This is a genomic window from Urbifossiella limnaea (assembly GCF_007747215.1).
GTDB lineage: Bacteria > Planctomycetota > Planctomycetia > Gemmatales > Gemmataceae > Urbifossiella > Urbifossiella limnaea.
Map to the genome: position 1 here is coordinate 6,365,941 of NZ_CP036273.1, position 13,073 is coordinate 6,379,013.

Below are 13,073 nucleotides of genomic sequence, written 5' to 3' on the forward strand. Positions count from 1 at the left end.
GGGATCGTGCGAGCAGGTGGCGGGGATCGCCGGACCTGCGGGACATTCCCGCTGGCAGCCGACGCCCTACCACTAGGAGGATCAACCGATGAAGAGCCTGAAGACCTTCGAGTTTCCGGCGAGCCGGGTCGGGAAGGGGCAGTACGAGTGGGCCAAGCTCCTGAACGGCGGGATCTACCAGCTCGAGGAGGGGAAGGACTACCAGTGCAAGACTGTCAGCTTCGTGGCCCTGGCCCGCATGGCGGCGAAGAAGGCTGGGAAGGGGCTCAAGGCGTCGAAGGTCGAGGGCGGGGTCGTCATCCAGGCGATCGATCCCTCGTAGTTGCAAGCGCTCTCCCGGACTCGGTCAGCCTCTGTCGGTGTTTAAGCACTCAGGGGGCTGGCCGGGGCGGCATAGCGGGCTTCGTCTGGACGTGTGGTGTACTCAAAGAGAACCAAAATCAACCCCGCGGTTCTGCCGGCAAAGGCCGTTTTTACCCAGCAGTTCACGGCATATCCAGTCAGGTAAAGGCTTTGCGCCTCCTCCTCCGTTAGGCACTGCTGGGCACCGCCGGGCACGATTTGGCCCCGTTAGAGGGTGATTTGTTGGGCCATTGCTGGGCGGGCAGAGTCCTCGTCGAGCCCTCGTACACGTCGTCGAGCCGGAGCTTACCCCGGATCATCAGCATCCGGTCGGTTGCCCGCCGGTAAAAGTCGAGGAGCGGCCCGGCGACCACCTCCCCTTCCAGAACCCCGATCGCCTGGGCCACCACCTCGTAGCTCGACATGTGGTACCCCACAGAGTTGAGGCGCTGGGCGCGGCCGGCCAGGCGCCGCTCCGGCAGCTCGACCTCGACGGCCACGGCGAGGAGCGGCAGTCGTTTCACCATCCGGCTCGCCCGCTTCCAGTTGCCGTCAACTGCTGTTCTCTGGCGATCTGCCGGTACATCCGGCACTTTCGGTCGAAACGCGCTTCCCTCTCCCGAATTCATTTCTGGTTCGGGTCTTACGCTTGTCTTCAACGTGGGCGGGGCTAAAATCGTCCGAAAGCCCAGGGTACTCCAATCCGGGTAAGGTGGCGGACGGCGCGAGCCCATTTTAATCGCCCCGGACACTGCCAAAGGTGTCCTCATGGCCAAAAAACCAGCGGCTCCGGAAGCGAAGCAACCATACGAGCGGGTGGATACCAAGGATCTGTTCCTTGACCCCACGAACCCTCGTCTGGCTGAGTACTCGCTCGGCGAGGAGCCGACGCAGGCGGACCTACTACGAGTCCTCTGGGAGAAGATGGCGGTTGACGAACTGGCCATGTCCATCGCCTCCAGCGGCTACTTCGACCACGAACCCGTCTTCGTCGCAACCGAGGGCGGTAAGGACATCGTGATCGAGGGAAATCGCCGACTGGCTGCAGTCAAAATACTGCTCGACGACAGCCTGCGGAAGCGGCTGAAGATTGATGACCTGCCTCGCATTTCGGCTGAACTCCGCCAGGATCTTCAGCAGCTCCCAATCATACGGACCGATCGCAAGAGCATTTGGCAGTACATCGGCTTCAAGCACGTAAATGGGCCGGCGAAATGGGGCTCCTATGCCAAGGCCCAGTACATCGCCGAGGTAAGGAAGAATTTCGGCATCTCACTAGAGAAAATTGCGGAACAGATCGGTGACAGGAACCGAACCGTCCAGCGGTTATACCGAGCCATGATGGTCATCCGCCAAGCCGAGGATGCGAAGGTCTTCGCGCGCGAGAACCGCTTCAAGCAGAGCTTCTCGTTCTCTCACCTCTACACCGGGTTAGATTACGACGGGTTCAAGCGGTTTCTCGACCTCAGCGACGAGACATCCGAATCCGACAAACCTGTTCCTCGGCCGAAGCTGAAGCATCTCGGCGAGCTCTGCAAATGGCTTTATGGGGACCGGCGAGACAAGACGCGCCCCCTGATCGAGAGCCAAAACCCCGACCTGGCGATACTCGACGAAGTCCTAATGAAGGACAACGCGATCGACACGCTTCGCAACGGCCTTCCTCTGAAGGTCGCTCACGATGTCAGTCGCGGCGATGAACGCATCTTCCGGGAATCGCTCCAAGAGGCCAAGAGGGTATTGCAAACGGCCCTCGGTACGCTAACCACGGGATTCAAGAGGGAAGATACGGACCTGGTGCGAACTGCAAACCAGATCGCCGAGCTGGTCGACGACATCGTAGAGCAAATGGAAAGGAAGAGAAAGCCGAAGAGGCGGCATCGGATGTCGGAGGATGACGAGGATGTTTAAAATCGGCACTGCTCCGACGCACACCGAAGACGCCATTCATCATGCTGACTATATCGAGCTCGAATGCCTGAAGAAATCGAACGGCTCTTTCTCGGGCGGCGACCTGGCAGCTGTCTTTAGCCGCCTGAACGACGACCTACCAGAGGACCGGCGGGACGCTGATCTTGATACGGAGAATGCGATCCGGGAAGCGTTCGCAGAGCTGGGAGACCGCATCGAGCATTCAGGCAGGCGCGGCCATCGTTACCCATACAAGCTGAATAGAAACGCGGATGTGCTCACGTTTGACACGAATATTAAGGCATTTGATCTGTATCTGTTTCTGCTCACTGCGACTCGCTTGAATATGGGGGAAGACCGCGTCCACGAAGGTATCGACGGCGCGGAGTTATTCGAGCAAGTCTGCTGCGAAGTTGCGAAGAACTATTGGGGGAAGGATGCAGAGGCTCTCGTATTTGGCACGGCGCGCCGCGTGGACGGGCGCGAGGTCGCCGGATTCGAGGCGGCCGTCGATCATCTGTGCAAATCGATGAAGGAGAGCGACGGGTTCTGCAACAACTACAACGACGCTATCACGGCCCAAGATGGAAAGCTCGATGTGGTGGTCTGGAAGCCGTTCACGGACCAGCGCCGAGGCCAACTGATTGGGTTCGGACAGTGCAAGACTGGGACGCACTGGTCGGCGGGGCTGTTTACGCTCCAGCCTGATGGGTTCTGCAAGAAGTGGGTATGGCCTGCGCCTGTCGTTGATCCTGTTCGCCTTTACTTCATCACCGCGAGGGTAAAGCAGTCAAAGTGGAATGAGGTGAACGTCGATGCCGGTATCTTTTTTGACCGATGCCGGATTATGGATTACGCCCCACCAATGCCTACGCTTCGCCAGCAGTGGATCAAATGGACGCGGGCGGCTTTGCTGTCTCATGGAATCACCATGCCATGAGACACCGCTTCCATGCCATCTGTCCTTATTTCGCCATGTTCCCCGAGTCGTTCGCGGAGCAGTGGATCGGCGAGTTAACACGCAAGGGCGATGTGGTTCTTGATCCGTTCAGCGGACGCGGCACGACCGCGTTTCAAGCCGTATTGATGGGCAGGAAACCTGTAGCGTGCGACGTGAATGACGTGGCTTACTGCATCACGAAAGCAAAGGTCCAGGCACCTTCTTTGACGAGCGTGCTTCGTCGTCTGACTGTTCTTGAGAGTGGCTACAAAAAGGGAGAATGGCTGCGGCGTGCCAGGTCGATGCCGGAGTTCTTTCATGTCGCGTACCATAACGACACGCTGCGCCAGACGCTTTACCTGCGAGATGCCTTGGACTGGCGGAAGAATCGGACGGATTGCATGCTGGCTGCGATCGCCCTCGGGGCGCTGCATGGGGAGACGAATAAATCGCCTTCCTACCTCAGTAACCAGATGCCCCGCACGATCAGCACGAAACCGGCGTACTCGGTGAAGTTTTGGCGAGACCGCAACCTCCTGCCTCCGGAGCGCGATGCGTTTGCGCTACTCCGCACGCAGGCTCGTTACCGCTATGAGTCGCCCCCCCCAGAAGGCGAGGCAACTGTAATCCATGGTGACATGCGTCACCTATCTTGGGAAAAGGACACTTTGCCTGGGCCGATCCGACTCGCAGTCACCTCCCCTCCTTACCTTGATGTTACCAACTTCGAGGAGGACCAGTGGCTCCGCTTGTGGTTTCTTGGTGGACCACCGAACCCGACTCGGCACCGTGTTTCGCGCGATGATCGTTACGAGACGCAAGTTAGCTACTGGTCGTTCATTGCTGACATGTGGCGGATGCTCGGGGCTGTCATGGCGAAGAAAGGCCATGTAGTCATTCGCCTAGGGGGGCGAGGTCAGGAGATCGACTCGATGCAAAAGAAGCTTGCCTCTACTTGCTCTTTTAGCGGCCGTCGTGTTGAACTGGTTTCGCACAGCTATAGCGAATTGAAGAAGAGGCAGACGGATTCCTTTCAGCCGGGGACCAAGGGGTGCCTGGTTGAACTGGACTGCCATTTTCAGTTTATATCATAGCTCGGCTTGTGCAGTTTCGAAGTCGCCCCGAGGGTAGCATGGCGGGGTGATCGCCCTGACTTCGCTGCCCACGGACGGCCGCCATGCTCCTCCCCGCCGAGGCTCAGCCGCTCCTCGCGGCCTTCCTCCCGCACTTCACGACCCCGACGTACACGCGGTTCGTCACCCTGGCCGCGGCGGCCATCCTGACGACCGGCCGGCGGACCGTCGCCAACCTCCTCCGCACGGTCGGTGATCTGGCCCCGGGCTACGACGCGAGCTACCGCCGGGTGCTGTCGTCGGCCGAGTGGTAGCGGCTCGAACTCGGGTGTGGCCGTCACGCCGACGCAGTTGGCGATGCTCCTCTGCGGCCTCGACCCGGCCAAGGCCCGCGCACGCCGCCGGTACAAAACGCCGGCGTGATGCGCTACCGCGACCACTCCGCCGGTGTTGAATCCGGCATGCCGCCGACCGACGAGTGCGACGACCTCCGCCGCAAGTTGGCCCACGCCGAGGCCGTGATCGCCGAACTCCGCGGCGTCGTGGCCGACCTCCGGAAGCAGGTCGAGGCGCAGCAGGCCCACATCCACCGCCTGGTGAAAATGACGTTCGGCCGCGGCGGCGAGCGGGTCGAAGGCCCGACCATGTTCGACGGGATCGACCCGCCGGAAGCCGAGTTGCCCCCGCCGCCGGTCGAGCCGCCGGCCCCCGAACCACCGGCCTCGACGAAGCGGAAGTTCGGCCGCCTCCAGGAAGACCTCCTTGAGCGATTCGCGCTCCCGCCGTCGGTCAGTGAATCGCGACCCCGACTGTAACCGGCCCCAAGAGCCAAGAGCGTCATTTCACCGTACGGCTACGTAGCACCCGGGCCGTTGCCGTTACTCGCGGGCGAGTTGCAGGCTAGTCATCCGGCGTTCTTGACCAGGGCGTCCACGTCCACCACATCCGCCGTCGTCTTCCAGCACGTCCCCCACAAGACCCAACCCGAGGAACGGCCCCTGTGCAACCGCCGGGGTGGAGGTCGATTCTTGACATGGCCGGTCATTCTGGGAGAATCCCGACTTCACCCAACCCAAGAAGGTCTCGCCCGTGGCAATCGTCAACTATGGCCTGTTCTGGCAGCGGGAGGAAGTGAACTGGAAGCCGGGACAGGGAGGGCAGTTTCGCCTGCTTGGCCGGAACGGGGTGAATAAGCCCGGCCTTCGCGTGGCGGACTTCCGTGAGCAGACGGGCGTTTACATCCTCTACGGCAACTACGGGGTCTTCCGCGTCGGGATCGTTACGGAATCGCGTCTCGGCATTCGGCTACGTGACCACCACACGAACTACAGTGAACACGAGTGGGACCGCTTTTCGTGGTTCGGGTTCCGTGCCGTGGACTGGAGCCCCGACGAAACGGGCGTGTGCGGGTTGAACGATACCCGCTATCTCGATGCCGAAGCCTGGATTAGAGACATCGAATCGTTACTGATTCGGGCGATGGGGCCGACGGGCCAGCGTATCGAGAACTTCCGCTACGAAGAACGCTGGGAACAAGTCCCGGAGAGCGATGCAGTGTACTGGTTGAACAAGGTTCGGCCCGCCGGGGACGACTAAGGCTCATGCGTCCAGGGACGGGAACGAGTGACTAGCCGAGCTCGAAGGCCACGCCCAGCCTGGCCGACGTAGCCAAGCTGATCGGCCCCCCCGCGACCCGGACCCGGTATAGTCCCGGCCCGGCTGGGATAAGACGGCTGTCCGACGCCCGGAAAGGGATGAACGGGCTCCACGACAACCCGCACCAGTTCGACGCGAGGAACGCCGGGTTCAAGTGGCACCCGATCGGCGGCATTCTGGGGATTCAACGACACAGTTCGCGAGTCAGCCGCCTTAAAGGGCACGGTGAAGGAACTCCTCCGCCTGTGCGACTTCGTCGGGTTCACTTGCCCGAGCGGTCAGCTCTGCGGAAACCCGGTCCCCGCCGTACCAGTTGTCGCCCCGCTGTACCAGGTCGCCGGCCAGGTGGTCGCTCCACCCGGTATGCAACCAGACGGATTGCGGTGGGTTCTTCGAGCCACCGCGAACGATAAAGCTCATGTAGACGGCGTCCCGCCCGGGAACGGCCGCCTTGTAGCGGTCTGCACCGCTCGGCACTGGGGGAGAGCCCGTCACTTCCTCCACCACCCTGAACAGCCGCTCTGCGACTGCCCGTAGCTCGCCCTCAAGGCTTTCGACCTTCATGCTTGCACCTGGATACCTTTCGCCGCAGGGCGAAGTGCAGGATAGGCTCCGCGATGGCCCCGATGATCGGCAACGAGGCCCGCCGACGTCTTACTTGCGATCCACCTCCCGGTAATAGATCAGGTCGATCACCGCTTCACCCTTTCCCAGCGTCGCCTCCTCCGGGTCATGCCCAGCAGCGGCGTACCGCTCGCGGAGCACCTGGGCGAGTGCCCGGCGTGTCGGGAGGGTGCGGGCGTCCCGGTGGTCGGCCCAGGCTGTAATGTCGTCCGCACCCCAGCCCGGTGCGACCGTCCACCCCTGATCGGCGAGGTAGCCCCGCCAGACCTCGGCGTCACTCACCGCCCCGATGTTCGAGATCCTCAAACGGACGGCATCGTACTGTGACTTCAAACCTGGTTCCTCTGCTCCGACACTCAGCCCAGCTGGCCGGCAATCGGATTGTAGCGGGCGAGGATCGACACGCTGGACAGCCGGAAATGCTATACTTGTGGACAAGGCAAGGTCTGCGGGTTACATGAACGGTACGCCCTCTCATATCCAGGTGACACATGGCCAAGAAGAAAGAAGATGAAGAGGCCGGAAACGGCTCGATGACGAAGGCCGACGCGGTGCGGGCCGCCGTCGCCGAGGGGGTGACGAAGCCCCAGGACGCGTGCGAGTGGATCAAGACGAAGTTCGGCATCGACATCACGCCCCAGCACTTCAGCAGCTACAAGAGCCAGCAGGCGAAGAAGGAGGGTGGGATGACCAGCAGTGGCAAGCGTGGTCGCAAGCCCGCCCAGGTCGCAACGGGCGGTGGTGTCAGCGGCGGCAACGAGCGTTCGAGCAGCCCGGCGGAGCTCGCCCGTCAGGTCAAGGCTCTGGTGCAGCAGTACGGGGCGGAAAACGTCTCCGACATGCTGGCCGTACTCTCCGACTGACCCCGCAGCCGGGATGGGAGTATCGCCATGAAGGTCAGCGGGTGGAAGGACACCAGCAGCGACGTCGATGGGAACACCTACGGTCTTCGGCTCCGGTTCGAGGATCGGGACCGGGTCTTCGGCAGGCGGAGGCCAAAGGCCGTCTTCCTGCTCCTCGGCAACGCGAGCTACCGGATCCCGCTTCTCCCTGGCTTTTGGAACGAGTGCCCGGAATTCCGTGACAACGCCGAGCAGCCGACCCGCCGGTTGCTCGGGCTCTTGAACCTGCTCTGCTGGAAGAAGCGTAAACCCCCGAAGTTCGAGCTAGTCCACCTCGGGAAGGACCGATTCCGGCTCCATCCAGAGCCAGTGACGGCTGGCGGGGACGACTGACTACCGCTGCGACGTACCACCATCCGCTTGCAACTGTCGCTGGAGCCGTACCGATTCCTCCAAGACTGCAACCACTTTCAAAACCCCGCTGAACACGATCAGCCCGACCCCCGTGACCACCCGAACAAGTCGGTCATTGAGCCGTCCCGTGTTATGCACACGTCCCACCTGGCCCGGCACGTCGGTCGTGGTGTCCATGTCCAGCCCGGAAATCAGGCACACGGTCCCGACGACCAGCAGGATCATGGAGAAGAGATTCCGGTACGAGCCCGGGCGAGCTTTCCGATTCCTGCCGGGCGGAGACTCACCTCGCTTGGACGGGGGCGGTATCGAGGACTCAAGCGGAACGGTTTTTGGGCGAGCGGGGGGAGGAGGCGGGGGAAAAGGCGAGGATGCCGGGACCCGGGCTTCGCTCCCGCACTCTGGACAGGTGGTAACGCCCCCGGTTGTCCCCCGCAGCCACTTCTCGCACTCGGGGCACTGAAACGTGACGGCCTTCGGGTTGGTGCTGCTCATTGCTGGGTAAGGTCGGTAGCCAGCACTTGGGCGACTACCGCCGGTCTGCTCCTAAAGGAGGGAAAAGGGAACTGCGGCCGTCGCAGCCCTCGACGCGGTTAGCCCACCACCGCATGCCAGCGACCACGTCTGCCCCGTCCCGGGCAGCGGCATCCCGGCCCGGACGGCCTCCTCGGACGCTACCAACTCGATCGTGTTGCTGGCAACAACATTTTTGATTGAGCGGTTTCCCCCTCCTGCCGGGCGATGGCAGTGGGAGGGGGCTGCCGTGGCGAAGAAGGGGGTTCCGATCCGGCATGCGGGGGTAGTCGAGCGGTTCGCCGCCCGGCTCCGGGAACTGCGATTGGCCCGTGGGATGACGCAGGCAGACCTAGCCCAGCAAGCAAGCGTGACCCCGAACTACGTCGGGAAGTTGGAGAACGCTGGAGCCGCCCCAGGAATCGATCTGGTCGAGCGGCTCGGAGTGGCCCTCGGCGTGACGGCTTCGGACCTGCTGCAATCGAGCACCCCGAGCGACCCGCGACCTGTCCTCCGCGACCAGGCCCGCCGCCTCCTCGACCGCGTAGCCGAGGACGACCACGCCCTCACCTTTCTGGTTCCCCTCCTTGCCCGTCTGGCTGGCGGTCCTGGCAGCCTCTGATCCCTTACACCGTGTGACTTTTCTGGGAAGAAGGGCTTCCGTCGCGTGCGGTACAGGAACTTGGGCGTTATTCACCTTCCCCGTCAGACCACTGCACTCATTCGTGTGGGCTTCCTGCCGGGGAGAAGAAGCCGTCTGCGGAGCAGGCTCGGCGTTCGAAAGAAGGACCAAAAAACACTTGCCACTGTACTCCGAGGACAGGTAAGCTGGGCGGTAATCAAGGGAGAGTTGCGGGCAAACAAGGTTCCATTCCAGTTCGCCTACGGCAGCCGGGGGTGAAGGGCTGAAAGACATCATCGCGGAGGCGAGGCGGGTGGGAGGGAGCATGCCCTCTGCACGGCCGCGAATAGATCGAAGAAAAACAACCTTCCCCCGGCTTGATTCAGCGAGGGACTTCAAGCGTCGCGATAATATTCAGGATTGGGCAGCGAAATGTGGATAAGGGCGGTAATCAACCTAGCCCGAGGCACGCTGGCATGACACGCCTACGTACATTTCAACAAATCTTGCAAGAAGACGAGCTGGTCGTCTTTCCACCACACATCGGTTTTAAAGGTAACCCGGGAAATGCCGATGGCAGCGAGTTAAGCCGCCTTCAATGTGACCTCTTGAAATGGATGATCGAGCCTGTCCAGGGAGCCACTGAGTGCATCGTCCTGCCCAAGCCCGATCGTTATAAGGGCGAACCGAAGATGGTCACCCCAAAGACGATTATCAACTTTAGCGGTATGCCAAATGCATCGGCGCGCACCTTTGCCGGAGGCGAGTTGGAGATTCATCTCGGATTGCTGACTGCATTTGCTTCTCTCCCAAAGACCTACACGCTCGTAAACCGAGAGCTCTCTTGCTCTGAGCACCGTCTTGATCAACTTGCCAGTTTCGATCCACCGCGAGCAGTGCTGTTGGAGATTGCGAGTTTGGCACGGGCATGGGAAATGTCAGAGCAAGCCAACTGGCAACTATTGGTTCCTGTGATCGACGGTCTTGAGTCAAGCGCGAGCCGTGTCGGAGGGCGTGGCATGGTTTACCTCGTGGTTGGGCACGAGCTCACCCACTGGTTTGAGTCGCTTTACAAAGATGCGGAGTGGGAGCGGATGATGGCGGAGATACGAGGGCACATTGTCACTTGGCTCGATGAGGAGTCAGCCCTAGTGCGCCCCGCAGTACTCGCGACAGCACGAGAAGCACTCCGCGACCCGACTGTCATGGATTCATGGGTCCGAGAATTCCATGCTGACATGGGTGGATTTGAGTACCTTCACGCTACCGAGACACACGGCGGATGGGCGAAGAGTCCTGAAAAGCTGGCTTCCGCTTACATGCACGTTTCGTTCTTTTTCGCGTTGAATGCGATGGTTGAAACCCATCTTGAAAGACGTGAGCATGAGTATGACCACAGATCGCATCCGCCCTGGAACATTAGGAGAGCGGTCTTTTGCCATATCCAGGCAAAGCGAATGGGAATGTCGCAACAAGATTACTTGTTCCGTCAGTTTGGAGCAGGCTTTGCGACCTCCATCTTAATGGATCGCATCCTCGATGTCTACTTGAACGGATGAGTCCCCAGCGACCTGGAGGCATATACTGCGAGCTTTCGCGATGACGGAGAGATCTTTCGGCTGAACGAGTTCACACCTAGGGAGAAACGATGGAAAACGCTGACGAAATTGCTCGACTATTGAGTCTGTCGCAGGACGAGATCTACTTGGAGATCGGTCGCCAGCTTACAGGCCGTGAAGCCTTCCCTACGCCACCGGTACACCTCATCGCTAGGGCGAGAAGATGGGCCACCGAGAGGCTCGCCCAAGCGGTTTGTTCGAGCGACAAGCTGAAGGTGCTCTCGCGGCAGGATGTGCCAACGCAAGAAGTGATCCTTTCGATCAGTGCCGTGCTCGACGTGGTTAGCCACGTGCTTGGCGGTGTACCTGCCCTCACTGCAGCCGTCCTCATCGCTCGGGTGGGGCTGCACAACTTCTGTGCGGTGATTTGGGCAGCACAAGAGTCACACATCGCCCCAAAGGATGACTCGCGTTAGAAGCTCTGACACAACCTCCGAGAACCCCCGGTTTTCAAGGCATTTTGGGGGTTGTGTCAGGGCTTCTTAGGTCTGGCAGCCGATAGTGCAAGTGCAGGCCGCGTTGAGTTGTGCTCAAGAACGGAGATCAAGGAATTGCAGGAGAGCCCTATGGGACTTTATGAAGATTACGTTGACCTTCTTGCTCTACACAACGTAGACCCTCCTGAGAAAGTAACGCATGTCGATCTACTAAAGGGACTGGAACAGATGGCAGCCTCGTCAGACCCGACGCAGCGGGCGATCGGGGCGAAGGCAGTAGAGGTGCATAATAAATATGGAAGCCAAGTTGATGAGTTCGTGCGGCGACATGGCAAGTATTCGGCGAGTGGCATGCTCGATACCTACGTCACTTTTATAAACGACGTGCTTCATCGAGAGGGCCGTACACTAAGAGACGACATCTTTATCGACGAGTTTCCAACAGGAGAATTCAATGCTTGCGCCGTACGGACCAATAATGGGCACCTGTGCTTATTGAACACCGGCCTTCTTAAGTTGCTGTATCATCTATCACTTTCGTCGTGCTATCTGATTAAAGGCAATGTATTGAATCAAACACTCGATTTCTCCGCGCGTTTAGCCTTGGAGGACGAAGCGTCACTGCCAGCTATCGGAGCAGCAATCAAATCGATCTACGCATACTTAGCGTTCGGACAGCATCCTTATCCGATAGAGATCCAAGAGGGAATGCACGAGGCCGCACTCTTATACGCCAATGGGATTGCGGGGGGAATGCGGACGTTCGTGGTTGGTCACGAACTTGCCCATGTAACCCTGGGCCATCTAGATACGTCTGAAAAGCGCAGCGTCATCGCTGAGAATGGCCGGCTTGAGGTCGCTAGTAGCAGCCAGGAGCAAGAGTATGAAGCGGATTTAGAATCGCAACGGCTGATGCTCAAGATAACCGGTCCGGGTATGAGCTTTGCCTTTGGTGGCGTCTGCTTTCTCACTTGTGGCCTGATCGTTGAATCGTTCCAGTCAAAGCTTTTTGGTAGCACAGTGGACAGTCAGCGCCATCGCGCCACGCACCCACCGACGCACCTCCGCCTCATGCAGCTTTGGCAAGCCCTTGAACAGCAGGTGTCTAAGGATGAGCTTGCAGCAACTGCAACAATTGCCAGGTTGCTATTCGATTTATTATCTATTTTGGATGCGACGTCGATCGAACATACTACAAATGGTATCAAGATACATTTCAACAAAGCTGCTATTGGGCAGAGCAGCGAGTTGCGTCGATCCCCTGATGCCCCCCCCGCAACATAAGCACCCCTTTCAAAGGAGAGCGGCTTTCTCTAAGGCGGCAATCGCTTCCTCGACCGGATCCGGCCCCTCTTCCTCTCTTTCGTAAAGGGAAGACACGATCCGCCGAGACTCGGGATCGGCCTCCTCGAGAGGGATACCTCCGCAGAGCACGTCCCAGAAATCCGACGGGAAGCCGTACTGGGTGGACTCCGGCGGCTGCTGAGCCTCCAGCCGGCCGACCCGGGCACGGAGCGAACGGGAGTAGTCCTTCATCGCTTCCCCTTTGGCCGGGCGGCCTCCAGCTCCTCGATCCTTGTCCGGAGCTCGACGGTGGACGTGACCTGGAGGAAGAGCTCGTACACGGTTTTCACGGCCTCTAGCTGCACCCCCTCGTTCTTCGCCCGGAAGAGCTTCTGGAGGCGATCGAGTGCGGCCCCGGCCATCATGTCGGACAGCCGGCCGAGGGCTCGCTCAGTCAGGTCGCGACGGAGAGCAGCCACCCGGGCGTTGAAGGCCGGGCTCCTTTTCCAGGTGTACACAGTCTGCACGCCGACTCGGCACTCACGACAAACGCGAGCCACGGTAGCCCCAGCGGCGAGGGCCGCGGCAACCTGCTCCTGACGCTCGGTCAGTTCCGTCCCGTTTTCTCCGTTTTCTTCTTGCCTAGCAGGTGCCATAGTCGTTCTCCTTTCCCTACTCGCTTCCCCAGACTGCCCTCGCCCTGCGAGACATTCCTGGGAGGGGGTAGAGGGTCTAGACAGTTAGACAGTTCCCCGGGAAGTGGGCGGGGCAAGTCGTTCCTATAATAATCTTCCTG

The 13,073-nt window shown here is 60.2% G+C and carries 19 protein-coding genes; 13 read left to right on the plus strand and 6 right to left on the minus strand.

Features of this window, described 5'->3' with window-relative positions; all coding sequences use genetic code 11:
* The first annotated feature begins 88 nt into the window (after positions 1-88).
* Positions 89-322: a hypothetical protein gene (locus ETAA1_RS25900; protein ID WP_145243448.1), complete on the plus strand. Its 234-nt coding sequence runs from the start codon at positions 89-91 to the stop codon at positions 320-322.
* A 208-nt stretch (positions 323-530) separates the two neighbouring features.
* On the opposite strand, the gene ETAA1_RS25905 is transcribed toward ETAA1_RS25900, so the two are convergent.
* The gene (locus tag ETAA1_RS25905; RefSeq protein ID WP_145243449.1) at positions 531-869 is read right to left on the minus strand and encodes a hypothetical protein; all 339 of its coding nucleotides are present in this window, start codon (positions 867-869) and stop codon (positions 531-533) included.
* A gap of 241 nt (positions 870-1,110) precedes the next feature.
* Here ETAA1_RS25905 and ETAA1_RS25910 point away from each other — a divergent pair, with 241 nt between their 5' ends.
* The 6 genes from ETAA1_RS25910 (at position 1,111) to ETAA1_RS25935 (ending at position 5,862) form a co-directional block, all read left to right on the plus strand.
* Positions 1,111-2,253: a hypothetical protein gene (locus ETAA1_RS25910; protein WP_145243451.1), complete on the plus strand. Its 1,143-nt coding sequence runs from the start codon at positions 1,111-1,113 to the stop codon at positions 2,251-2,253.
* The gene (locus ETAA1_RS25915) at positions 2,246-3,193 is read left to right on the plus strand and encodes a hypothetical protein (protein ID WP_145243453.1); all 948 of its coding nucleotides are present in this window, start codon (positions 2,246-2,248) and stop codon (positions 3,191-3,193) included. Before ETAA1_RS25910 ends, ETAA1_RS25915 begins: the two co-directional genes overlap by 8 nt.
* A complete protein-coding gene (locus ETAA1_RS25920) occupies positions 3,190-4,287 on the plus strand; it encodes a DNA methyltransferase (protein WP_202920413.1) in 1,098 nt (365 codons plus the stop codon). The genes ETAA1_RS25915 and ETAA1_RS25920 overlap by 4 nt, the downstream gene beginning before the upstream one ends.
* An 83-nt stretch (positions 4,288-4,370) precedes the next feature.
* Complete coding sequence (locus ETAA1_RS25925) at positions 4,371-4,580, plus strand: hypothetical protein (RefSeq protein ID WP_145243457.1); 210 nt, start codon at positions 4,371-4,373, stop codon at positions 4,578-4,580.
* Between the two features lie 147 nt (positions 4,581-4,727).
* Positions 4,728-5,081, plus strand: a complete 354-nt coding sequence (locus ETAA1_RS25930) for a hypothetical protein (protein ID WP_145243459.1) — start codon at positions 4,728-4,730, stop codon at positions 5,079-5,081.
* A 274-nt stretch (positions 5,082-5,355) separates the two neighbouring features.
* Positions 5,356-5,862 (plus strand): GIY-YIG nuclease family protein, encoded by a 507-nt coding sequence (locus tag ETAA1_RS25935; RefSeq protein WP_145243461.1) that lies wholly within the window; start codon positions 5,356-5,358, stop codon positions 5,860-5,862.
* Positions 5,863-6,135: 273 nt separating this feature from the next.
* Here the strand turns inward: ETAA1_RS25935 and ETAA1_RS25940 are convergent, their stop codons facing one another.
* Positions 6,136-6,486, minus strand: a complete 351-nt coding sequence (locus ETAA1_RS25940) for a hypothetical protein (protein WP_145243463.1) — start codon at positions 6,484-6,486, stop codon at positions 6,136-6,138.
* Positions 6,487-6,576: 90 nt separating this feature from the next.
* On the minus strand, positions 6,577-6,828 hold the full coding sequence (locus tag ETAA1_RS25945; RefSeq protein WP_145243465.1) for a hypothetical protein: 252 nt from the start codon (positions 6,826-6,828) through the stop codon (positions 6,577-6,579).
* 251 nt (positions 6,829-7,079) lie between these two features.
* Between ETAA1_RS25945 and ETAA1_RS25950 the strand changes: the two genes are divergently transcribed.
* Both ETAA1_RS25950 and ETAA1_RS25955 read left to right on the plus strand, forming a co-directional pair.
* A complete protein-coding gene (locus ETAA1_RS25950; RefSeq protein ID WP_145243467.1) occupies positions 7,080-7,409 on the plus strand; it encodes a hypothetical protein in 330 nt (109 codons plus the stop codon).
* Between the two features lie 27 nt (positions 7,410-7,436).
* Complete coding sequence (locus ETAA1_RS25955; RefSeq protein WP_145243469.1) at positions 7,437-7,781, plus strand: hypothetical protein; 345 nt, start codon at positions 7,437-7,439, stop codon at positions 7,779-7,781.
* Here ETAA1_RS25955 and ETAA1_RS25960 read toward each other — a convergent pair whose 3' ends face one another.
* Positions 7,782-8,027, minus strand: coding sequence for a hypothetical protein (locus tag ETAA1_RS25960; protein ID WP_145243471.1), 246 nt, complete (start codon positions 8,025-8,027; stop codon positions 7,782-7,784).
* Between the two features lie 538 nt (positions 8,028-8,565).
* Between ETAA1_RS25960 and ETAA1_RS25965 the strand changes: the two genes are divergently transcribed.
* The 4 genes from ETAA1_RS25965 (at position 8,566) to ETAA1_RS25980 (ending at position 12,277) form a co-directional block, all read left to right on the plus strand.
* Positions 8,566-8,937 (plus strand): helix-turn-helix domain-containing protein, encoded by a 372-nt coding sequence (locus ETAA1_RS25965; protein ID WP_202920414.1) that lies wholly within the window; start codon positions 8,566-8,568, stop codon positions 8,935-8,937.
* A 476-nt stretch (positions 8,938-9,413) separates the two neighbouring features.
* Positions 9,414-10,496: a hypothetical protein gene (locus tag ETAA1_RS25970; protein WP_145243472.1), complete on the plus strand. Its 1,083-nt coding sequence runs from the start codon at positions 9,414-9,416 to the stop codon at positions 10,494-10,496.
* A gap of 89 nt (positions 10,497-10,585) precedes the next feature.
* The gene (locus ETAA1_RS25975; protein ID WP_145243474.1) at positions 10,586-10,972 is read left to right on the plus strand and encodes a hypothetical protein; all 387 of its coding nucleotides are present in this window, start codon (positions 10,586-10,588) and stop codon (positions 10,970-10,972) included.
* Positions 10,973-11,122: 150 nt separating this feature from the next.
* On the plus strand, positions 11,123-12,277 hold the full coding sequence (locus tag ETAA1_RS25980) for a M48 family metalloprotease (protein WP_145243476.1): 1,155 nt from the start codon (positions 11,123-11,125) through the stop codon (positions 12,275-12,277).
* 9 nt (positions 12,278-12,286) lie between these two features.
* Here ETAA1_RS25980 and ETAA1_RS25985 read toward each other — a convergent pair whose 3' ends face one another.
* Together ETAA1_RS25985 and ETAA1_RS25990 are read right to left on the minus strand one after the other, a co-directional pair.
* Positions 12,287-12,529 (minus strand): hypothetical protein, encoded by a 243-nt coding sequence (locus ETAA1_RS25985; RefSeq protein WP_145243478.1) that lies wholly within the window; start codon positions 12,527-12,529, stop codon positions 12,287-12,289.
* Positions 12,526-12,804 (minus strand): hypothetical protein, encoded by a 279-nt coding sequence (locus ETAA1_RS25990; RefSeq protein ID WP_145243479.1) that lies wholly within the window; start codon positions 12,802-12,804, stop codon positions 12,526-12,528. Before ETAA1_RS25990 ends, ETAA1_RS25985 begins: the two co-directional genes overlap by 4 nt.
* Positions 12,805-13,073 lie beyond the last annotated feature (269 nt).